The organism is Citrobacter sp. S55_ASV_140, assembly GCF_018919505.1.
Lineage (GTDB): Bacteria > Pseudomonadota > Gammaproteobacteria > Enterobacterales > Enterobacteriaceae > Citrobacter > Citrobacter werkmanii.
On the sequence record NZ_JAHLQZ010000003.1, the window covers coordinates 1 to 18,939 of the forward strand.

Sequence of the window (18,939 nt, forward strand, 5' to 3'; positions counted from 1 at the left end):
CAGTCAATGACGCGTGAAGATTATCTTGCCCTGCTCGCTGATGAATCAGAACGCGATATTCCATACGATCCAGAACCAATCGGAAGATTCAACGTAGCACCAGGAACAAAAGTTCTGCTTCTGAGCGAACGTGATGAGCAGTTGCATCTTGATCCAGTTATCTGGGGATACGCCCCAGGTTGGTGGGATAAACCGCCGCTAATTAACGCACGGTCTGAAACTGCGGCCACCAGCAGAATGTTTAAACCACTCTGGCAACATGGTCGCGCAATTTGCTTTGCTGATGGATGGTTTGAGTGGAGAAAGGAAGGCGACAAAAAACAGCCCTACTTTATTCACCGGGCAGACGGTAAGCCAATATTTATGGCGGCGATCGGTAGCACACCATTCGAACGTGGAGATGAAGCAGAAGGTTTTCTGATAGTGACAGCTGCTGCCGACAGAGGACTGGTAGATATTCACGACAGGCGGCCACTGGTGCTGTCACCAGAAGCTGCTCGCAACTGGATGAGGCAGGACGTCGGAGGGAAAGAAGCTGCGGAAATTGCTACCGACGGTTCCGTGCCAGCTGATAAATTTATATGGCACGCCGTGACGCGTGCCGTCGGGAATGTGAAAAATCAGGGAGCAGATTTAATTAAGCCTGTTACTTAACCTGAAGCAAGTCCTCATAGCGGGTCGTGTAACGTGGTGATAGCATCTCTCTCTTCATCGCCCACTGTTGCTGGATCCCCTGTCCGGCGAAATAAAGCGCCCCCTTTCCTTCCTTTGCATTCAGATGATCCAGAACTTCCATCAATTTCTCACTACCCCGGCGCGGCGCATTATCATCGAACAGATTCAACTGGGCGATGCCCTGACTGAAGAACTCCCCCAGCATTACCCCGGCTTTCTGATATCGGTGTCCGTCTTTCCATATTGCATCCAGACTCCGCGTCGCTGCTGCTATGATATCCCGGCTGTCCTGTGTCGGGGTGAGCAGCTTCACCGACGCGCTGTTACCGTAGTACGGTTCGTTCAACGCAAAGGGTGACGTTTTAACAAAAGTCGATATGAAGCGGCAATACTGATGCTCTCCACGTAACTTTTCTGCTGCGCGCGACGCATAACTGCAGATGGCCTGCCGCATAGCGTCATAATCAGTAATACGCTCCCCGAATGACCGGGAACAAACAATTTCCTGCTTTACTGGCGCAAACTCCTCCAGTTCAAGACAGGGTTCGCCGCGCAGTTCGCGCACCGTTCTCTCGAGGACAACATTAAAGTGCTTCCGGATAAAACGAATATCAGTATCAGCCAGATCCAGAACCGTTTTAATCCCCATTGCCTCCAGCTTTTTGTTGATACGGCGCCCTACTCCCCAGACTTCATCAACCGGCAGTGCAGCCATCAGTTTGCGCTGGCGATCCAGGTTAGATAAGTCCACCACCCCACCCGTTTGTCTCAGCCATTTTTTGGCGGCATGATTCGCCAGTTTCGCCAGCGTCTTTGTCTGAGCAATACCAACGCCAACCGCCAGACCCGTATTTTGATAAACGGCGTCTTTTAATTCCTGCCCAAACTCCTGCAGAACCCGGCAGTTTCTTACACCTGTCAGGTCACAGAAGGCTTCATCAATTGAATATATTTCGCAGCGGGGAGACATTGCCTCCAGCGTGGACATTACTCTGCTGGACATATCTGCATAAAGCTCGTAATTGCTGCTGAAACAAACCACACCATATCGACGGAATAAGTCCTTCTGCTTGAAATACGGATCCCCCATTTTCACACCAGCTCTTTTGGCTTCAGCGTTGCGGGCGATCACGCAGCCATCGTTATTTGACAGAACAACTACCGGCCTGCCTTTCAGATCTGGCCGGAATGCAGTCTCGCAACTCGCATAAAACGAATTCACATCAACCAGGGCAAACATATCAGCTTGCCGCTTTCACGATAAACGTCACAACCCCAAAGATATCCAGCGTATCTTCGCTGTTTATCATAATGGGTGCATAGGAGCTGTTTTCAGGAACAAGCATAAGTATTGGGTGTAGCTGAAGACGTTTAACCGTGAACTCGCCATCAATGGCAGCGATAACAATATCTCCATGTGCAGGCTTTCTGGAACGGTCGACGACCAGCAAATCGCCATTCCCGATCCCCGCTCCAGTCATAGAATCACCGGATGACTTCACGAAATATGTTGCACATGGGTGCTGAACTAATAGTTCATTGAGATCAATGCGTTGTTCAACGTAATCATGCGCCGGGGAGGGAAAACCACATGGAGCAAGATCACTAAATAAAGGAAGCGCAACTATCTGGCGCAACTCAGCTGGTGAATAAAACTTCATAATAAACTCACTCGCGCTCATACTGTTTATATATACAGTATATACTAACATTAAACACAGTAAAGAGGAGTTAAAGCATGTTCGTGGAACTCGTTTATGACAAAAGGAATTTTGATGGACTGCCCAGTGCAAAAGATATCATTCTGGACGAATTGAGAAAGAGAGTGAACCGGATCTTCCCCGATGCTGATGTTCGGGTTAAGCCGATGATGACACTGCCGGCGATCAACACTGACGCCAGCAAGCATGAGAAGGAACAGATAAGCCGTACTGTTCAGGAAATGTTTGAAGAGGCTGACATGTGGATAGTAAGTGAGTAAGGTGTTTACAGTATATACTTACATGCATTTTATTACTTACGTCCAATCAAAATTATTAGCATTAGGTATAATTAGAATTTCAATAATTATACCTAATGCGCATTTTAACGGAGTGGCAGTAAACAATAATACCATAACGTAATTATTTCAGCTCTACTTAACAAAGTATAAAAACCCAGCATGTTACTCTGGAGGTTGTTACAGACACCCTGCAACTTATTTGCTATCCTCCCTCAAATGGCTATAACGTTGGACAGACATTTGATGTGACGTGTACTCAAAAATGTCTGAAATCGTTACTTTATTTAATATGGCAATGAAAAATGAAAACCATATCTATAATTACTTTTTTACTATCAAAAAAAAGCAAATCATTAAAACAGATGTGGAGAGATGAGATAACACCAAAGGGAAAAATAACTCCACTACGCCTATTAATTGCTCATAGATGCCGGACTCGCCATTTTTTAATGTGGTGGAGACTCGCGAATCAAATGTATATCCATGGTAATAAATCTCAGAAACGCACCGCGAAAAAAATAAATTGGGCATTACAATTCAAATACGCATCAGAGATAGGTTTAAGAGCTTCCATTGGTAAAAAACCGAATTTTGTCCATCTAACAGGTGTTGTTATCTCTGATGCAGTAAGAATAGGCAATAATGCCATTATACATCAAAATGTTACAATAGGCGTCAGAGATGATGATGATCACTCCGTAGCAACTATAGGTAATAACGTAACTATTGGCGCAAACTCTTGCATTATTGGCGGTGTTATTATTGGTGATAATGTTAAAATAGGAGCCATGTCCATGGTATTATCAAATATAGATAGTGACTCCACATACATTTGTAAAATCCAGCCTGTAACATTTCAGAATAAATGTATTCAAAACTGACATGACTGCTCTTAATTCTCTAAGCTGGTTGTTCTGGCCAGCTAATATCTGACGCATCATCTGGCTTAATACGATTAATCAGGACCCTATATTTTTTCCATGCCAGTAAAAGCGCTGTTTCCGCATCGGTTGCAATGCTCAGATCAACAGCATCCTGTAGCGGTCCGATTTTTGATGTGGCAAATGTCAGAAGACTGTCTTTTTGCTGCGTCAAAAGAGTAATCAGCGCCGTTTTTTCTGCTTCAGTATCATGCACCCATTTTTCCCCGTCCCACTTAACAAATTGATCTTCAGGTGCAACAGTAACAACACTATCAGGCAAGTTCCCCAACTGGCTAATCGTGGTGGCACTCCCTGTATGTATGTTGTAAACCGTTTTCCCTCGATGGTCTTCAATAACCGTCCACTTATTTGACTCAAAATTAAAAACAGCAACAAAGCCATCAGATACTGAAGGTGGTGCAATATCGGTACTGTAAGCGGGTAGCCCCGTATTTGCCGGGATAAACCCATCTCCTTTACCGATAAATTCATTCGTGGAAGATGAAAGATTATAGATAGTAATAACTCGATCATTATCAGTCATTTTAAAAGCCATTATGCAAGCCTCACTAAGTAGTTAAAAGCTGTATTTTTTACGGTGTTTTCTGTATTACCCGCAGTGTCAACCGTAATTGCGTGATTATGTGCTCCCAACACTACGTTATGAATATGGGCTCCGATACCAACAGTATGAGTATGAGCGCCTATGCCAACAGTGTGTGTATGCGCACCGGCAGACTCGATAGTATCCGTGGCCCATGAACTGGTTGCCCCGGCATTGGCTGTGACCGTTGTAGACCCTCCACCACCGTACGCAATTTTTGTTCGATGACTATGAGCACCTGCATTGCTTGTTGTTTTAGTTCCATAATCAAATGTTGACGATGTTTTAGTACCGTAGTCGAATGACGTTGTAGCTTTTGTCCCAAGGTCAGTATTTGCAGCAGAGGCATTATGGTTATGCGATTTAATTCCATCCTGTTCTTGTGACAACACAGCACGACCGCTGTCAGGTTTACCTTTAATCGTCTGACCGCGCATATCAGGGATAATCCCAGAAGGATAAGCTATAGCCAGTAGTGGATAGGCAGATTTATTAAATTGCTGTCCCTGCATAATCGCATGGTTAGCAGGTGGAATGTCTGAAGGCCAGGGAATTGGCGCCCCTACAGGGTAGGAGTCAGGAGGGAGATTATTTGGTGAATAAACTCTCTTTCCATTATCGAAAACATTTCCAAACTGACAATTCCCATTTGGCCAGATAGCTACTGGATTTGATGCCCATGCGCCTTTTTCGTCATAAAAATGAATATCAAATCTGCCCTGATAATAACCATATCCACAAGCCAGTATTCCCTTATCGTCACCATTGTATATTAGGTGGTTGGCGCCATTTCTGGGGTGCAATAATGAAAAGGTAATTTGTCCATTTAAATTACCTCCTGTTATCGGCAGCGCTCCGGCAGCAAGTTTTATCGTTTCTACTAAACCAAGGTATTGGAGCAGGCCAGTTACATCTTTCCCACTCAGATTAGTCAGCGTTTCGTTAAGCGGCTGTTTACCCGATAACGCATTGAGCATCGTAGTTGCAAAGTTCGGGTCATTGTTTAATGCGTTAGCCAACTCAGCCAGAGTGTCCAGTGCTTCAGGAGATGAGCCAACTAACGCAGCTACCGCCGCCTGAACGAACTCGGTATTCGCAATCTGTTTGTTGCTGACACTTAATGGCGGGGTGGGGGCGGTTGGAGTCCCCGTCAGTTCAGGACTGTCCAGCGGGGCTTTCAGGTTCGTCAGGTCTTTGACTTTTTTAACGGCTTTCGGTGTCGCTGCAAGGGCTTCACTGTCGCTGTCGTCATCGCTGCTTAACTGCACAAGCCCCTTTTGCGTTGTACTGGCATCTCCCAGCTTCAGACTTTCAGCAATATCCCGCGCTTCATCGCGGTATCCCTGTGAGGCTGCTGCTGCACTTTCAGCGCCAGCCATCGCGGCTTCTGCGCGCTGAGTATCATCGGCAACAGCGTCTTTCAGTTGCTCCGAAACCTTGCCTGCTGCTTTCTCTGCAGCGTCTGTCGCTGCTGTTTCAGCAGCTTTTACTGCCTCGTTCCGGGAAGTCAGCGCATCATCTCTGGCCTGTTGTGCACGGGTGGCACTCTCAGCGGCTGCATTCTTCTGGTTCTCAGCCGTTTCGGCTGACTGCAGGGCTGATGCTCCACTTGAAGATGCCGATTCTGCACTGGCTGCTGCTTCAGCTTCTGACTTAGCGGCCTTGTTGCTGAATTCCCTGGCATGCTGTTCACTCAGGGCTGCAACTGCCGCGCTGTTATTACCCTGTTCTGCAGCCTGTGTAGCCGTGAGGGCGCTTTCACGCGCAGAGGTTTCAGATGAGGCTGCATTACCGGCATGCTCCCCCGCTGTTTGTGCTGATGAAGCGGCACTTTCGGCACTTCCGGCTGCAGACTGTGCCGAAGCACCTGCCTCCTGCTGCGATTTCTGTGCCGTATCAGCGGCAGTTTTTGCCACTCCGGCCTGTTCCGTCGCTGCCTGTGCAGACTTTGCCGCACTGTCCGCATCTGCACCACTGGCCAGAACGTCCTGTGCTGTCTGCCGGGCATTATCTTCGGCAGATCGGGCAGACACATCGGCAGCATCGGCAGAGAGCGCCGCCAGGCGCTGTGACTCCGCCGCAACCGTTGCAGACAACGCTGCCGCATCATTACTCTGCTCTGCTGACTGTGCGGCCTGTTCGGCGTGTTCCCGATCCTTTTCTGTTGCACCGCTCAAATCCACAACGCGGTTTACCATTTCCTCAAAGCGTTTCATCACCTCCGGACGAAGGTCCGCATCCTTTGGCGCATCGAGAAACGCATTCAGGGTATCCGGCGCATCGGTCGGGGCCACGTAAATGTCGCCAGCGAGTACGGGAGGAAAACCTTCCCGCACCAACGACACACTGTAATAACCCGGTTCAGCCTCAATGCTGTAGTGGCCGTTAGCGTCTGTCACAGTGGATGAAATCACCTCCACAACAACGGTCGGGCTGGTTTTCTTCGCATTCAGCTGGATGATGCAGCCCTGTACCGGTTTCCCTGCTCCGTCTTTTAATACGCCAGAAATTTGTACTGACATATGTCATTACCTCTTGTTTTCAGCAATAAAAAAGCGCCCATTCAGGCGCTCGTTTAAGGATTCAGGCATCAGCGAATGCTGATACCATTGCTGTTCTTCTTCACCAAGATAACCAGCAGGCTGCTGATAGAAGCCCCGGCGCCACCACCACCGTCAATAGATGACACCGTAAAGCTCAGGGTCACATTTCCACCTCCGGCTGGCATATCAAGGACTGTGCTGAATGATCTCGCTGATATCTCCGGGTTTGCGTTATATATCTCTCTGCCGTTGTGCTTCACTACAAGCCCACAGTCTGTCCATATCTCGTTGCTTGTCTCTGATTTTCCTTTTCTTCCTGCAAAGGTGATGGACGGAATGATTATTTGCCTGTCGAAACGCTGATCATCCTGTATCTGAACCGTGAGGGTTCCATTCGGGTGAGTAGCACTTCCGGGGAAAGCCCGCCCCACAGCTTTAACAATATCGCCGACAATATTCTCTGCCCGCAGCGTGCCGTTGATGGTGCAGTTTTCCGCTATCGTCACATTATTGAGGATGCCGGAATTCGCGCTGATATGTCCGCTTATATCTGCATTACGGGCGGTCAGCCTGCCGTCAGGCGTCAGCATAAAGGTGGGCGGGTTCCCGCCGCTGGTGATGCTCGGGGCCGTCAGATATTTGAGGAACACCTCGTTCATAAATATCTGGTCACCCTGCATCACGAAGGCAGGTGTTTCATTGCCGTTCGCCGGGTTGATAAACGCGATACGGTCAGCCGCCACCAGGAACTGGCTTACCTTCCCTTCTTCCGTGTCCTCCATGCTCAGGCCCAGACCAGCAACATAGTGCTTCCCGTCTTTGGTCTGCTCTATCTTCACACCCCACATGGCATTCCATTTGCCGTTCGCGTCCTGCCACTCTTCAGAAAACTGATCCAGCCGGCTGGCGTTGTCTTCCGTCAGCTCCACCTTCTCCAGCAGCTCTTTACCCAGGTGGCTTTCGGTGATTTTCCCTTTGAAGAAATCCAGGTAACCCGCCGCATCGTTGCTGGCCTGCCCTTTAGCCTCCACGAACGCCGATTTCCCGACCTGGTTCACGGCCCGAATATAGAAGTAATAATCCTTGCCGGGTTTGATACTGCTGCTGGCCGCAATCCAGTACAGCGCAGTGCCGAGATAACGCGCATCGGTTTCCACCTGGCGGATATCGGCGATTTTTTTATCCGTAAACCAGAATTCATACTGCACCGTGGGGTCATATACCGCCTGGCGCGGGGTGGCGGTTATCTGGAAATAGCCTGGAGTCAGCTCAACATAAGACGGTACTGCGGGCGCGGCGATGCTGAAATCCGTGCTGGCAGGCTCACCCTGCTGTCCCTGGGTATTCACCGCCCGCACCGTCAGGGTGTAACGTCCCGGCGTCAGGTTACGGAAAGTATGCTCCGTTTCGGTCAGGGTCAGGCTGCTGGCCAGCCGGTCGCTGTTATCTTCCGCTTTCACCGTCAGGCGCAGGGAAAAGTTAACCCCCTTAACCACACGCGGGGTATCCCATCGCGCCCGCGCCTGATACTGCCCATCCTCCGCCAGAATCTCTGTGGTCAGGTGCTGCACGGCAGGCGGCGTGTTCGTGATACCGGTGTCCGGCAACGGATCAAACGTTGCCCCGTTGTCCACGATGCTCTCTTTCTCCGGGACATGTTGTACGGCGGTAATGGCATACGTGCCGTCATCGTTTTCCCGTATGGCCACGCAGCGAAACAGCCGCTGGCGCAGGTCCGGCAGTTTCAGCCCCCACACACTGTACTCCGCCACGCCATCGGGTAACTGGCTGACGGTGACGCGGTCCGGGGCGGGGTGCGCGGTGACCGCGACGGTAACAGGCTGGCCATTGCTGCCCACAAGGTTCAGCACCACATTGCCGCCTGCCGGTATCTCCACCTCACGGTCCAGCGTGAGCGTGCGCGTAAGGCTGTCGACCGACAGGATGCGTCCGCCCACGGTCACGCCAGCATAATCACTGTCACAGACCTCAATGATATCGCCGGGAACATGTCGCAGCCCCTCAGCTCCTACGGAAAAATCCACCGTCTGCGTTTCCAGCAATTCGGTGGTGATGGCCCATAGTCCGGCGCGGTGCGCCTGCCCACGGCTGGTACAGGCGAACGCATCCATCTTCAGAACGTTGCGACCGTAGCGCCGGATGGCAGCGTCGTTTTCCACCAGTTCAGTTGACGTTTCCCAGCCGTTGTTCGGGTCGGTGTAACGGACCTCGGCGGCATTGTGGCGCTCTTTCAGTGCGCTGAAGCTGTAGATGAACGGCGCACCATCAGCGGGCATCACCACATTACTCTGCGTATAGGTCCAGACTTTATCGGCGGGCCAGTCCTGCACAAACGTCAGGGTGCTGCCGTTCCAGACCGGCATACAGCGCATCAGGGAACAGAAGTCCCCCAGCACGTCCCACGCTTTGCGCTGGTCCGTCAGATACGCATTGCAGGTGATACGCGACTCCGTCCCGCCAAAACCGTCAGGAACAGGCTGATCGCAGTACTGTGCAATGGCATACAGCGCCCACTTGTCCACATCGGCAACACCAATGCGGCTTCCCATGCCATAGCGCGGGTGAGTCAGCATATCCAGCACACACCAGGCCGGATTATCTGTCCAGGCGGGTTTAAACGTTCCGTCCCATATTCCCGTACAGGTCCGTTTTAACGGATCGTAATTCGACGGCACCGGCACAATACGTCCGCGCAGGTGATAGTTTCGCGTGACCTGCTGGCTGCCAAACTGCTCCGCATCCACTTTTACCCCGATAACGGCGGTGTTCGGGTAGCACTGTTTCACATCGATGATTTCGGTATAGCCCGACCACACCGTTTTGTTCTGCAGCAGGTCTGTCGTGCTGTCATCAGTGAGGCGAAGCATGCGGACTTCAAACGGCCGGGGCGGTAAATCATCAATCACCACAGATGCCAGAAACTGCGTGGTCGTTTTCCCCGTAATGGTGATATCCCGCTCCACCTGCCACTGGCCATCCCGGCGAAACTGGATCAGCATCTGTACGCTGGTCGGGTTGCGGTCACCTTTGGTACTGGTGCTGACCAGCGACTGCACACCAAAGGTAAAGCGCAGACGGTCCAGCGTTTTGGTGGTAATGGTGCGGGTCACTGGCTCTGACTTCTTCACCTCCACACTCAGCAGGATTTCCGCACCGGAGTCTTCGAACCCCTCCATCGCGGTCTGCTCATCCTCCCCCACGCGGTAAACCACGGTGACACCGTGAACCATCGCGTTACCGTCGCTGTCGAGGACCGGCGTTTTGTTAATTCTGACACTCTTTAGCCCGTCCACAGGACCTTCAATCGGTCCCTCGCAGATGGCATCAACTACCGTCAGCATCTGACTGGATTTCAGGTCGTCAGGAGCCTCATGCGGTGTTTTACTGCTGCCACCACCCTTACCCATAATCTGTTCCCTCTGAAACGACAGAACCGCCCGGAGGCGGTTCTATGTAAATACAAATATGCTGCAGTAAGTCAGCGACCGATGATCACCACCTGTCCCCCACCACCTTCATCCCGTGTGCTGATTTCCTGGGAGATCGTGCGGGAGCCGACCAGCATTTCACCGTATAACACCGGCAGGGCATTACCCTGCGCCACCATGTTGTCCAGTGACGAAAACCAGGTGTTCTGTTTGCCGTTATCAGTCTGCCGGGACGAGGGGATTTTTGCCTGCGGCGTCAGCATCTGCGCCACTCCACCCAGCATCATGGCCGCCCCCATAGAAAACAGAACTGAGGATGCCGAAATACCACCGGCAGATAACGCCGCTCCCCAGGCTGCCATTGAAGTGCCTGCCGTAAAAAAGGACGCGCCGATTGCCACGGCACCCAATACAACCTGAAACAGACCACCGGATTTTGCCCCTGCCATACGCGGGATAATATGAATAATGGCCCCGTCCGGCAGTGACTCATGCAGACGGGCTGACACGCTGGTTTCATCCACATCCTGACCGGCGATGCGTATCTGATACCAGCCATCATTCATCTTCTGCCGGAAGCCCGGTATCTGCATGGCCAGCGCGTAAATGGCCTCGGCCCCCGTTTTTATACTGAGGCTGAAGCGGCGGCCAAATCGTTGTAAATCCCCGTGAAGGCAGACTCGTGCCATGCCCGGTGTCGCCAGATTGAGTGTGTGCGGCGTTGCCATTTGTCGGTATACCTCTCGCGTTTACTTAGCTGGTCAGGAATATGGTGCAACAGTTCGCCGTCGCCGCAGTAAATCGCGGCATGGTTGGCAATCGATGAACCAAAACAACAAATCAGAATGTCTCCGGGCTGTGCCTCTGCGGCATTCACGCGGTAAAATCCGGTCGCCTCCAGATTATCCAGATAGAGATTATCTCCCTGCTTCCACCAGTCCTCCCCCCGCGCAAAATCCGGCATCTCAATACCGGCCAGATGGTACGCATCGCGGAACAGGGTGTAACAGTCCATCACGCCATGATCAAATGCCCGCCCGGTGAGAAAAGGCATGCAGCGAAATTTGTATATCCGGTCATCGCAGACCAGCCACCACGGCAGGCCACTTTGCACCTGCAGGCGGCGATCGACATCGCTGAGAAACGGCTGGCCATCAGGATGGCTGTGTACCAGGGCCACCACATCGCCCGCCGCCTGCGCCTGAAGGTAATCTGCCGGATCCATGCGGAAATACAGGGTCGGTTCAGCGGAAAGATTCTGGCAGGGAAAATACCGCTCCCCGGCAGGCGTATTCACCACCCAGCCGCATGATTCAGCGGGCGCACACGCAGCAGCATGCGCCAGGATAGTTTTGTTCATATGTGTATCCATCAGGAAAGACGGTTAATCGAGAGGAAGCAGCCGATGCGCGGCAGGTTATCACGCAGCTCGCAGCCGGTACGGCATTTGCTGCAGGCATCTTTTGCCGGGTCTGTCGTGGGCTTGTCAAACTCATCCGCCACAGGCGGACCGGCATAGCCGCACTCATCAGAACGGTAGGTCCAGCTGCAGACATCAGCCAGCATGATCCGCGCCGGAAACACGCTGCCGTCCGTTTCGGTCGGTGTGGCCAGCACAAAGGTCGCCGTGGTGGCTTTCAGCTCCGACAGTTGTTCAATCACCCAGCGGCTGACCACTTCCTGTTCCGGATCGGCCTCCGGGTTACCGCCTGTAAAGTTCACCGCATCGAGAAAACGGGCGTATACAACATGCCTTACCACCGTGGCCCCGACGAGGCTCTGCATATCTGCCGCAAGTCCCGTAACCATGCCAAACAGGTTCGACACTGCCAGCGTCGGGCGGGCGGAAGTTCCTTTCCCCACCAGGTCGAATCCGGTTCCCTGTATCGGGTAAACGTCATACTTCCGGCCCTGCCAGGTGACCGGCTCGCCCTTCTCGTTCGCTTCATTTGAAAAATAGTAACGCTGGCCACCAAAGGCCGTCAGGTCGATTTCCCACAAATCAATGCGGGCCGACTGCTCGGTTTTCGTGGTTTCGTTGAGGGTGTTCTGAGGTATATCCTGCATAAGGATCCTTAAGCAATGACCTGCTCAAATTTACAGCTGAAATCAGAATACGTGACGTTGTCCGTAACAGACCATTCCCGGCAGACAACTTTAATCGTGCGGTTGTATTTTGGCGGTCGCCACAGAAAGGCTTTATATCCTCCATGCTCGACCAGAAACGCTTCAAGTGCGGTGCGGGAATTGTCCGACGTGATACGGAAAACAGGCTGGAAGTTAATTAACTGATGGTTGAGTCCGGTCGGGCGACGTTGCTCATAACCATCCCCAAATTTAATGGTTGTCACCGAAGGGGAAACAGAAGACGGCATCCCCTCCCGGGGTACCCAATGAAAGGTTTTCACTTATCCTCCCGCCAGCATGCCGCCATCACGTCCCTGAGTTCTCAGGATACTCATGACACGCGTGTCGACCATTTTGACCAGCATCTGCGATGCCTGCGGCCCTATCTGCCCGTTTTGCCCGTCATTCTGGATGGTAATGTGATACTCAGGTGAATAAACAATCCCCCCATTCATACCACTACCAGAGGAACCCGGGTCCCCCAGCGCCCTGACACCCAGCGTACCGTCAGTCGTTTTTGCCAGAGGCATAATGGCTTCCGGGCCAGCTTCACCAAACACGCCAGCCCCCTTAGCAAAAGCAAACAGGGTCGGGCTGTCATAGATGCCGTTACTGTAGGCACTTAATGAAGGTGAGTCATAAACACCGCCCTTCGCATTAAAACTAAAACTGCTGCCAAAACTGCTGATGGCCGTGCCGGTACTTGCGGTGGCTGCACCGCCAAAAAGACTGCCGCCGATTCCCATAATGGATTTCAGAATGGTGTTGGTAATCAGCGCCTGCGTTGCCATATCGACAAGGTTTTTAATCACCGACTGAGTCATGGAGGCAAACAACCCAATCATCCCGCCCCGGAGTGTCTGTGTACCATTCAGCATGCCGGTCAGCATGTTGGAGGTTCGCTCCTGGGTGGTTTCCATCAGGCCGATGGCGAGGCTGTTCAGATTCCCCTGCGACTTATAAAGCTCCACCGCTGTCTGGTACTGCGCATCAGCAGAATCTTTATACGCCTTTTGCTTCAGCAGTTCGTACTGCTCTTTGTTGATCGCATCGTTCTGGTAAAAAGCCTGCAGCAATGACTGACGCTCGGCCAGTTGATTGCGCAGTTCTGCCAGCGGATCAACCGTCCCGGCGATATCAATCAGAGGGGCAGACATTGCCGCTGCCTGTGCCTGCAACAGTTCGCGGGCCGTACTTTGTGCCAGTGTGATTCTGGCCGTCTGGTATTCCTTTTCATCCAGAAGACGGGCATCCAGGAGCGACTTCAGCGCCTGGCTCGCTTCGCGCTCTTTCGTAAGAGTTGCTCTGGCTGGCGCATACTGTTCTGCCAGTTCGAGGCGCTGTTTCTGATAGTTTTCAGCATTCAGCAGCAGCGTCTTCTGAATATCAGCCTCGCTGGCTCCGTCAGCGCGGGCGGCTTCAAGGAGTTTTCTGGCGCTTTCCTGCTCCTGCAGGTTGATACGTCCGAGACTTGAGGCATGCGCCGCTTCGATTTCACGCCGCAGTTGCTCATACTGGTTAACCTTCGCCTTTTGCCCCTTCCCTGTATCCCCGCCTTCTCCGGTCCAGGGGGTATCAGGTTTATCGCTCCCTGTTTCATTCCCTGGTTTATCCGGCTTCGGCGTGGGTTCGGTTTTCCCTGATTTAGCGTGTTCAATGGCCTCTTTGACTATTTTTTGCCGTTCTTTGAGGAGTTTTAACCCCTGCTCAACGGCATCCAGATCCCCTTTGTAGCGGGTTTTATCATTCTGTACGCCTTTAAGTTGTCCGAACGGATCGAAGCCACTCAAGCCATCAATACGGCTTTCCGCATCCTGAATTTCTTTAATCAGTTTATTTCGCTGAATAACCTGATTCTCAAACTGTTCATCAATGTCCAGCTGCTTCACGTTGAGCTGGTTAAGCGACAGTTTTTTTAGCTCTTCATTCGTTTCAACAACAGCATTTTTCAGGTCAATCGCTGACTGGCGGGCATTCTTCGCCTGATTATGGAAATAGAGCAACGCCGAACCGGCAAGCATCGCCGCCCCCACCGGACCGCCCACCAGTGCCAGCGCCCCTCTGGCCATACCTACTGCTGCAGAGACTGCGCGGGCTGAAACGGAAAGCTGTTTATTGGCAGCATTCAGCTGGCTCTTTGCCTGGGTGGAGAGCAGTGTCTGCTCGGTTTCCTGCCGGATTAAGCGGTTAAACTCGCTCTGGTAACTCACGTTAAGGCCAAATTGTCTGGCGCTTTTCTCCATTTCCCGATAACGCCCGAATTCTGCGTTATTCTGTGCCAGCGTGGCAGCGGTACTTTCCAGCGTTTTGCGCGCCATATCGGCCTGCGCCATCGCGCTGGCCCTGACTGCCTGCTGCTGCTCAACCCAGGCACCAATGTTCCCCCTGATACCTGCCGTCAGTTTTGTCGCCAGAACAGGAATCAGCGTATACAGCGCAACGTTGGCGACCGTATTAAAATTATCCGTCAGGCCATTAATGGCATCGGTAACGGTCTGAACACCACTGCGCAGCGGACCGTTTCCGCTCTGTCCTACCTTAATAATCAGACCTTCAAAAGCCGAAGTCAGGCTGAGAAGATCGCCGTTCAGGTTATTTACCCTGATTTCGGCCTGCTCATGCGCGGTCTGCGTACCGGTCAGGGCGGCGGTCAGCGACTCCACCTTCTCGCGGTTCTGCACCAGGATAGATGCCGCGCTGAGGTTTTCCACCCCGAACAGCTTTACGGCCTGCCTGGTTGACAGGTTTTTTCCCGCCAGGTTCTCCAGAGCCTGGCTCAGCCCGACAACAGAAGGCTTCAGGGTCTTATCGGTTCCCTTCTCCAGATTCAGGATCACGTTGCGCAGTGCGGTCCCGGCTTCGCCGCCTTTCACTTCGCGCTCCGCCAGTATCTGTATGGCGGCATTGAGGGTTTCAAAACCCACGCCAGCCTGTGCCGCTGCCACCCCGCCATTTTTAATCGCGGCAGCAGTATCGGCTATCTCCGATGAGCCAAATTTCGCGCCAGCAGCCAGCACGTTGATATACCGGTCGGCTTCACTGGCTCCCGCCCCAAACTGGTTTAATGACAGGGCCAGCGTTCGGGTGGCATCCGGAAGCGTCGTCCCTGCCGCCTGGGCCAGCGTTAATGCGCTTTTGGTCGCCGCAGTCAGCCCCGCAGAGGTACTCAGCAGTTCAGGCTTTGCCGAAGCCATCAGTTTAATGGCCTCGGCGGCCTGTGATGCGCTGAATTCCGTTGTGCGGCCCATTTCCTGCGCCGCCTGATCGTACAGTTTCATCTGCGCACTGGTGGCACCGGTGATAGCCTGCAAATCCGACAACGACTGGCTGTACTGCCGCGTGGTGCTGATAATGGTACCCAGCGATAAACCCGCCCCGGCAAAACCTGCCAGCCTGCCAGCCAGCCCCGATACCGAAGCGGAAACACGCTTATAGGCATCCTCTGTCTTTTTCGCATCAGCCTGGGCATTGCGGTTAAACTGGCGTGACTGACTCTCAGCGCTGCCGTAGGCGCTCATCAGCTGCGATTTAAAGTTCGCTGCATTCAGATGCAGCCCAACGGCAAGAGAGGCAACGTCACCCATTACATTAATACCTTAATGACTGCCGCACACTGCGCATCCAGACTCTGGTTCGCTGCTGCGGGTGATTTAACAGGGGGCGGGTTATTGTCAGAACCTTCTGGCGAAGGCTTTTTGAAAATGCCCTGTTTGAGGAAGAAAGCACGCCAGTGGAAAAGCGTGTCAGCCGGAAGCGCCGCAATTTTTGACGGGTCAGGCTCGCCCCAGCGGTCGGCCAGCCAGAAAATCAGCTCCAGCCAGGGCGAGTCACTCAGTTTTTTTCGGCGGTTTCCAGCTTACCAATGGCGTGCTTTTTCACTTTGTCGATGGCATCCAGAAGCACAACGTTATCGTGTGCCGCCAGCAGTTCCTTCGCCGTGGGTTTGTCTTTGGCTTTAATCGGCGAGCCGTCAGGCTGAACCAGGCTGTCGATAACAATCTGTACGCTCAGCTCAGACGCCATGCGGGCATTGCCAGAGGTCTGCGCCTCGATGAGTGCATCTTCATGATCAATAAGCTCAGCCGCCGTTAGCCGGCGCAGGTAAACCTTTGTGCCTAAAATTTCAGTTTCAGTAGGCGTGGATTTCGTTTTGAGCAGTGCATTTTTCAGTGCGGAGAGGCTAAATTCAGACATGGTGCATCCTGTTTTTCAGACGAAAAAAACCGCCCGGAGGCGGTGTGTAACGGGAAACGGATTACGCTCCGGCATCTGGCGCCGGGGCGGCGATCCCCCATTTAATGTTGTTTTGCTTACCCTGCACTGTAATCTGGATAACTTCACTGGCAGGCGCTGTGATTTCGTTCATCTGCCAGCCTGAAAGCGCGAGGATCATTGAGGCCGTTCGTTTGTTCGGCAGCTCAATATAAAACTGAACGGTCTTACGCTGCTCTGCAGCATTGAGGAACGCGGTGAAATCCTCGTTTCCCGGGTCGTCAATGAATCCCAGCGATTTCTCCGGCCCTTCCGGAAGGTCGGATATTGACTGCTTACTCTTGTCCAGCAGGGTGGTACAGTCGACAAATCCTCCCGTCTGACCTGTCGCGCCCAGCGCCTTACAGTTAATCAGGGGTTTGAGTGCCGCCACGGCGGCGTTTACTTCGCCAAACTTCACCACCGTCCCGGCAGGAAGCATTGCGTACTCAGGGGATGATTTTGGCGTGTTATTTTCATCAACCATAATGATTCTCTCTTAAATAGTGGGCAGCGGTTGCTACCTGTTCTTAATGCCATTGCGGATTTCTACGGTCAGAATGCGCAGAACCTTCTGGACGTTGTAATCCAGTGCCGGACGGATGAACGGATCGGCAACCTGTTTAACCGTCCCGAACTCCTGGGCCAGCGCTTTCATGTAATGCTTTTTGCTGGGGCCAACCCGAAGGGTGACCACCGTATTTCCGCGACCTTTCCGGGTGGAAGAGCGAATTTTGATGGAATCACGCATATGCTCTGCAGAGGACGCATCGTCGAAGCCGGCATGTTGTTTCATGTCTTCTTCCACCACTTTCAGCGCCTCACGCCCTGCATCACGTAACACCTTCGTGCCGACCTTTTCACCGAGCGCAGTAAGCTGCCGCTCCAGCTCGTCCAGCCCTTTTACGTCCATAGTGATCATGGTGAGACGTCCCGGTAGTGAAAGGTAAAATCCCGCACGAGCCGGTACTGAATATTGCCGCTGGTCAGTACCGTTTTACTCTGCTGTATTCCACCACGGACCACATTCTGCACGGGAAAACCCTCCAACTGGCCATGCACGATAGCGGTCCATTCCGCGCTGATTTTCTTATCCAGCTGTAACAGGCGGGTGTAGTCATTAAGCAGATGAATCGCTATCTGGAAGCGGCCCGCAATCAGACCTGTGCGCAACAGTCCGGCGTACAGCTCCGGATCGGAAATACACTGGTAAGTAATCCCCTCCTGCAGCTCATCAGGCAGGAGCAGAGGATAAACATCCAGCCCGGTCAGGCGTTCAAGTGCTGTCTTTAATGCCAGCTCGATCATGACGTGCGTCTGCCTCCCCTGTGATGATGATGCGGTCCGCAAGACGTTCGACGTTACGAACGGTATAAACCCGGTCAGACGTCGTTATTTTCCAGTCGATATCAATATTCAGGTTCGGATGAGTGGTAAAAAGACACGTTTCAACAACCTGCTGTTGATCCAGTGTGCGGACCTTTCTGCCCGATACCAGCTCGCGCTTCGCCCAGGCTTTCCCGGTCGCGACCAGTTGTTCCGGCAGATGTTCACCCAGCGGCCCCCGGCCGGATTGCATATACCCAATCGAAAGACGGCAGGTCATTTCTTCCGGCTTCAGGCTCATACCGTGTTCTCCTGCAACGGGAAAAGAAGGTGCCGGACCGCAGCCGTCTCCAGCCACTGACCAGTGAAACCATTCAGATACGCATCCCCGACCAGATACTGCATGGCCAGCTGGATATCTTCATCCGCCACAAAACCGCGTACCCCTTCCGGCAGCGCCTGCAGTTCGTCATCGCTTCCCACCAGTTTGCAGTAGTAGTCACGCTCAATACTCTTCTGCGCTGCCGCCACCATTTTAGTGAGCATGTCGTCATGCTCCGTGAAATCCGGCTCCAGACGGAGCTGGGTTTTCACTTCATCCAATGTCAGTATCATGGTCATCGGCTCCCTTGCGGGGACTCAGCGCCTTTTCCGCATCTTCTGGCCATACCGCAATATGGCGTTCAACCAGTTTCTCTGCGTACTCAGCATCAAAACAGGCCGTATCACCGCGTGAATAACGATGATAGGGTCCCAGGAAAAAAACCGCTTTCCGCGCCACTTCTGCTCCCGTCAGGCGCGTGGCCCCGTTTGTTTCACTTCCGGTCAGATCAACACCTGTATCACCTGAACCCGCTGCAGTATTCTGACCGCCATCCCCGTTCACTGTATTTTCCGGCGTCAGTTCATCCTGCTTTTTCACATCACCGGCTGCAGCCGCCGCTGCCGCTGCTTTTGCCGCTTTCGTCGTCATCGTTTTGCTCCTGAAAAGAAAAAACCCGCTGCTGCGGGCCTGGGGGATTACGTGCTTTTTACGCTG

20 protein-coding genes are annotated in these 18,939 nt (G+C 52.7%); 3 read left to right on the top strand and 17 right to left on the bottom strand.

The features are described from left to right. On the top strand, positions 1–654 hold a 654-nt coding region (locus KQJ18_RS00930; protein WP_216421247.1), incomplete at its 5' end, for an SOS response-associated peptidase. On the opposite strand, the gene KQJ18_RS00935 is transcribed toward KQJ18_RS00930, so the two are convergent. Next, positions 647–1,915, bottom strand: a complete 1,269-nt coding sequence (locus KQJ18_RS00935; RefSeq protein ID WP_199952169.1) for a Y-family DNA polymerase — start codon at positions 1,913–1,915, stop codon at positions 647–649. The two genes, KQJ18_RS00930 and KQJ18_RS00935, sit on opposite strands and share 8 nt — an antisense overlap. Before the next feature lies 1 nt (position 1,916). Continuing rightward, positions 1,917–2,336 (bottom strand): translesion error-prone DNA polymerase V autoproteolytic subunit, encoded by a 420-nt coding sequence (locus KQJ18_RS00940; RefSeq protein WP_199952170.1) that lies wholly within the window; start codon positions 2,334–2,336, stop codon positions 1,917–1,919. Positions 2,337–2,413: 77 nt separating this feature from the next. Between KQJ18_RS00940 and KQJ18_RS00945 the strand changes: the two genes are divergently transcribed. Together KQJ18_RS00945 and KQJ18_RS00950 are read left to right on the top strand one after the other, a co-directional pair. After that, positions 2,414–2,656 (top strand): DinI-like family protein, encoded by a 243-nt coding sequence (locus KQJ18_RS00945; RefSeq protein WP_199952171.1) that lies wholly within the window; start codon positions 2,414–2,416, stop codon positions 2,654–2,656. A 323-nt stretch (positions 2,657–2,979) separates the two neighbouring features. Next, positions 2,980–3,558 (top strand): DapH/DapD/GlmU-related protein, encoded by a 579-nt coding sequence (locus KQJ18_RS00950; RefSeq protein ID WP_199952172.1) that lies wholly within the window; start codon positions 2,980–2,982, stop codon positions 3,556–3,558. Between the two features lie 19 nt (positions 3,559–3,577). On the opposite strand, the gene KQJ18_RS00955 is transcribed toward KQJ18_RS00950, so the two are convergent. The 15 genes from KQJ18_RS00955 to KQJ18_RS01025 form a co-directional block, all read right to left on the bottom strand. Further along, entirely contained in the window at positions 3,578–4,156 is a 579-nt protein-coding gene (locus KQJ18_RS00955) for a tail fiber assembly protein (RefSeq protein ID WP_199952173.1), read from the bottom strand. Next, positions 4,156–6,726: a phage tail protein gene (locus tag KQJ18_RS00960; RefSeq protein ID WP_199952174.1), complete on the bottom strand. Its 2,571-nt coding sequence runs from the start codon at positions 6,724–6,726 to the stop codon at positions 4,156–4,158. Before KQJ18_RS00960 ends, KQJ18_RS00955 begins: the two co-directional genes overlap by 1 nt. 68 nt (positions 6,727–6,794) lie before the next feature. Further along, the gene (locus KQJ18_RS00965) at positions 6,795–10,175 is read right to left on the bottom strand and encodes a host specificity protein J (RefSeq protein ID WP_199952175.1); all 3,381 of its coding nucleotides are present in this window, start codon (positions 10,173–10,175) and stop codon (positions 6,795–6,797) included. 71 nt (positions 10,176–10,246) lie between these two features. Next, complete coding sequence (locus KQJ18_RS00970) at positions 10,247–10,924, bottom strand: tail assembly protein (protein WP_199952176.1); 678 nt, start codon at positions 10,922–10,924, stop codon at positions 10,247–10,249. Then, positions 10,822–11,556, bottom strand: a complete 735-nt coding sequence (locus tag KQJ18_RS00975) for a Mov34/MPN/PAD-1 family protein (protein ID WP_216421249.1) — start codon at positions 11,554–11,556, stop codon at positions 10,822–10,824. The genes KQJ18_RS00970 and KQJ18_RS00975 overlap by 103 nt, the downstream gene beginning before the upstream one ends. Before the next feature lie 11 nt (positions 11,557–11,567). Further along, positions 11,568–12,263 carry a phage minor tail protein L gene (locus tag KQJ18_RS00980; RefSeq protein ID WP_199952178.1) on the bottom strand — a complete coding sequence of 232 codons (696 nt, stop codon included), beginning with the start codon at positions 12,261–12,263 and terminating at the stop codon, positions 11,568–11,570. 8 nt (positions 12,264–12,271) lie between these two features. Beyond that, positions 12,272–12,604, bottom strand: coding sequence for a phage tail protein (locus KQJ18_RS00985; protein WP_086538890.1), 333 nt, complete (start codon positions 12,602–12,604; stop codon positions 12,272–12,274). Beyond that, positions 12,605–15,907 (bottom strand): phage tail tape measure protein, encoded by a 3,303-nt coding sequence (locus KQJ18_RS00990; protein ID WP_199952179.1) that lies wholly within the window; start codon positions 15,905–15,907, stop codon positions 12,605–12,607. Positions 15,908–16,154: 247 nt separating this feature from the next. After that, positions 16,155–16,517 (bottom strand): phage tail protein, encoded by a 363-nt coding sequence (locus KQJ18_RS00995; RefSeq protein WP_032949492.1) that lies wholly within the window; start codon positions 16,515–16,517, stop codon positions 16,155–16,157. A gap of 61 nt (positions 16,518–16,578) precedes the next feature. Continuing rightward, complete coding sequence (locus KQJ18_RS01000) at positions 16,579–17,061, bottom strand: phage tail protein (RefSeq protein ID WP_199952180.1); 483 nt, start codon at positions 17,059–17,061, stop codon at positions 16,579–16,581. A gap of 33 nt (positions 17,062–17,094) precedes the next feature. Next, positions 17,095–17,496: an HK97-gp10 family putative phage morphogenesis protein gene (locus KQJ18_RS01005; RefSeq protein WP_199952181.1), complete on the bottom strand. Its 402-nt coding sequence runs from the start codon at positions 17,494–17,496 to the stop codon at positions 17,095–17,097. Then, positions 17,493–17,882, bottom strand: a complete 390-nt coding sequence (locus KQJ18_RS01010) for a hypothetical protein (protein WP_100194322.1) — start codon at positions 17,880–17,882, stop codon at positions 17,493–17,495. The genes KQJ18_RS01005 and KQJ18_RS01010 overlap by 4 nt, the downstream gene beginning before the upstream one ends. Next, a complete protein-coding gene (locus KQJ18_RS01015) occupies positions 17,851–18,201 on the bottom strand; it encodes a phage head closure protein (RefSeq protein ID WP_003832373.1) in 351 nt (116 codons plus the stop codon). The genes KQJ18_RS01010 and KQJ18_RS01015 overlap by 32 nt, the downstream gene beginning before the upstream one ends. Then, on the bottom strand, positions 18,198–18,515 hold the full coding sequence (locus tag KQJ18_RS01020) for a head-tail connector protein (RefSeq protein WP_199952182.1): 318 nt from the start codon (positions 18,513–18,515) through the stop codon (positions 18,198–18,200). The genes KQJ18_RS01015 and KQJ18_RS01020 overlap by 4 nt, the downstream gene beginning before the upstream one ends. Then, positions 18,496–18,873: a hypothetical protein gene (locus KQJ18_RS01025; RefSeq protein ID WP_199952183.1), complete on the bottom strand. Its 378-nt coding sequence runs from the start codon at positions 18,871–18,873 to the stop codon at positions 18,496–18,498. The genes KQJ18_RS01020 and KQJ18_RS01025 overlap by 20 nt, the downstream gene beginning before the upstream one ends. Between the last annotated feature and the right edge of the window lie 66 nt (positions 18,874–18,939).

Excerpts from the sequence above, each read along its gene's own strand:
- KQJ18_RS00935 (WP_199952169.1), bottom strand. The coding sequence starts at position 1,915 with ATGTTTGCCCTGGTTGATGTGAATTCGTTTTATGCGAGTTGCGAGACT.
- KQJ18_RS00940 (WP_199952170.1), bottom strand. The coding sequence starts at position 2,336 with ATGAAGTTTTATTCACCAGCTGAGTTGCGCCAGATAGTTGCGCTTCCT.
- KQJ18_RS00945 (WP_199952171.1), top strand. The coding sequence starts at position 2,414 with ATGTTCGTGGAACTCGTTTATGACAAAAGGAATTTTGATGGACTGCCC.
- KQJ18_RS00950 (WP_199952172.1), top strand. The coding sequence starts at position 2,980 with ATGAAAACCATATCTATAATTACTTTTTTACTATCAAAAAAAAGCAAA.
- KQJ18_RS00955 (WP_199952173.1), bottom strand. The coding sequence starts at position 4,156 with ATGGCTTTTAAAATGACTGATAATGATCGAGTTATTACTATCTATAAT.
- KQJ18_RS00960 (WP_199952174.1), bottom strand. The coding sequence starts at position 6,726 with ATGTCAGTACAAATTTCTGGCGTATTAAAAGACGGAGCAGGGAAACCG.
- KQJ18_RS00965 (WP_199952175.1), bottom strand. The coding sequence starts at position 10,175 with ATGGGTAAGGGTGGTGGCAGCAGTAAAACACCGCATGAGGCTCCTGAC.
- KQJ18_RS00970 (WP_199952176.1), bottom strand. The coding sequence starts at position 10,924 with ATGGCAACGCCGCACACACTCAATCTGGCGACACCGGGCATGGCACGA.
- KQJ18_RS00975 (WP_216421249.1), bottom strand. The coding sequence starts at position 11,556 with ATGAACAAAACTATCCTGGCGCATGCTGCTGCGTGTGCGCCCGCTGAA.
- KQJ18_RS00980 (WP_199952178.1), bottom strand. The coding sequence starts at position 12,263 with ATGCAGGATATACCTCAGAACACCCTCAACGAAACCACGAAAACCGAG.
- KQJ18_RS00990 (WP_199952179.1), bottom strand. The coding sequence starts at position 15,907 with ATGGGTGACGTTGCCTCTCTTGCCGTTGGGCTGCATCTGAATGCAGCG.
- KQJ18_RS00995 (WP_032949492.1), bottom strand. The coding sequence starts at position 16,517 with ATGTCTGAATTTAGCCTCTCCGCACTGAAAAATGCACTGCTCAAAACG.
- KQJ18_RS01000 (WP_199952180.1), bottom strand. The coding sequence starts at position 17,061 with ATGGTTGATGAAAATAACACGCCAAAATCATCCCCTGAGTACGCAATG.
- KQJ18_RS01005 (WP_199952181.1), bottom strand. The coding sequence starts at position 17,496 with ATGATCACTATGGACGTAAAAGGGCTGGACGAGCTGGAGCGGCAGCTT.
- KQJ18_RS01010 (WP_100194322.1), bottom strand. The coding sequence starts at position 17,882 with ATGATCGAGCTGGCATTAAAGACAGCACTTGAACGCCTGACCGGGCTG.
- KQJ18_RS01015 (WP_003832373.1), bottom strand. The coding sequence starts at position 18,201 with ATGAGCCTGAAGCCGGAAGAAATGACCTGCCGTCTTTCGATTGGGTAT.
- KQJ18_RS01020 (WP_199952182.1), bottom strand. The coding sequence starts at position 18,515 with ATGATACTGACATTGGATGAAGTGAAAACCCAGCTCCGTCTGGAGCCG.
- KQJ18_RS01025 (WP_199952183.1), bottom strand. The coding sequence starts at position 18,873 with ATGACGACGAAAGCGGCAAAAGCAGCGGCAGCGGCGGCTGCAGCCGGT.